Source organism: Streptomyces sp. NPDC101166 (genome assembly GCF_044768125.1).
In the GTDB taxonomy this organism is placed as follows: Bacteria; Actinomycetota; Actinomycetes; order Streptomycetales; family Streptomycetaceae; genus Streptomyces.
In genome coordinates, this window is record NZ_JBIWPF010000279.1 from 1 (window position 1) to 1,116 (window position 1,116).

The 1,116-nt window shown below is 65.2% G+C and carries 2 protein-coding genes and 1 pseudogene; 1 reads left to right on the forward strand and 2 read right to left on the reverse strand.

Going from position 1 to position 1,116, the window contains the following annotated elements; genetic code table 11:
* Positions 1-198 (forward strand): annotated as a pseudogene (locus ACIRS4_RS38390) (hypothetical protein); the annotation flags it as partial.
* On the opposite strand, the gene ACIRS4_RS38395 reads toward ACIRS4_RS38390, so the two are convergent.
* Positions 175-468, reverse strand: a complete 294-nt coding sequence (locus ACIRS4_RS38395; RefSeq protein ID WP_357084670.1) for a DUF1330 domain-containing protein — start codon at positions 466-468, stop codon at positions 175-177. The pseudogene ACIRS4_RS38390 and the gene ACIRS4_RS38395 sit on opposite strands and share 24 nt — an antisense overlap.
* Positions 469-536: 68 nt before the next feature.
* Positions 537-1,103 (reverse strand): type 1 glutamine amidotransferase domain-containing protein, encoded by a 567-nt coding sequence (locus ACIRS4_RS38400; RefSeq protein WP_404204938.1) that lies wholly within the window; start codon positions 1,101-1,103, stop codon positions 537-539.
* Positions 1,104-1,116 lie beyond the last annotated feature (13 nt).

The following is a 1,116-nucleotide window of genomic DNA, read 5'->3' on the forward strand; positions in this document are numbered from 1 at the left end:
CGCTTCAACAGCGCCTACATGGTCGTCTACTTCATCGGCGGAAGCCTCGGCACCGCGTTCGGCGCCGCCGCGGTCGGCTGGTTCGGCTGGACCGCCACCGCCCTGGCCGCTGCCACGGCGACCATCCTGGCCGCGACCATCACCGCCCTCACCGGACGCGACACCGCACGGGCGTCATCCCTGAAGAGCCTTCACTAGCACCACCGCCGTCTCGGCGCCGGCCCGGCGATCCTCCGAGATCCGTTGATAATCATCCGATTCCGCCCACGCCCGAAACGCCGCCTCATCGGGAAAGCTCATCAACACCACCTTGTCCCGATCCCACTCCCCTTCCACGACCCGCGGCGCCTCATCCGCCACGAGCAGCGTTCCCGAATACCGCTGGAACACATCCATGAACGCTGCCTGATACCGGTTGTAGGCGTCGCGGTCGGTGAACTTCAACTGTGCGATGGCATAGACGGTCATCCGGCCACCTTATCCCCGAGTGCGTCGATGACCTGCGATGCTGCGCACCGAGATTGGTGCGCTCGCCGTCAGGATGTGCGGACGCTGAATTCGGCGGTGATGGCGTCGATGAAATCGGGGAGATCGTCGGGTTTGCGGGAGGTGATCAGGGTCCAGCCTTCGGCGTCGCTGCGGACGACCGGCGCGTCGATCCAGGTCGCCCCCGCATTGACCAGATCGGTGCGCAGCGAATGATAGGAGGTGAGGGTTTTGCCGGTCACCACCGCTGCCTCGACCAGCAGCCACGGGCCGTGGCAGATGGCCGCGACCGGGCGGTCGGCGGCGATCGCGGATCGGACGAGTTCTCGTGCCGTGGCATTGGTTCGGAGTTTGTCGGCATTGACCGTGCCGCCCGGAATCACCATGGCGTCGAACGAACGGGGATTCACATCGTTCAGCGACATGTCGGGCCGCACGGATTCGGACGGGATGAGGTCGTGCCGAAACGTGTGCACGTCGATGCCCTCCGTGGCCGCGTGGGTCACGAGCGCGCCGCGAGCGCGCAATTGATCTCGGGGAACCAGTAGTTCGTCCCGTTCCACCCCGGTATTGGAGGTGACGATCAGGACGCGAACACCATCGAGTTCTACAGACACCGACCTCTCCTCT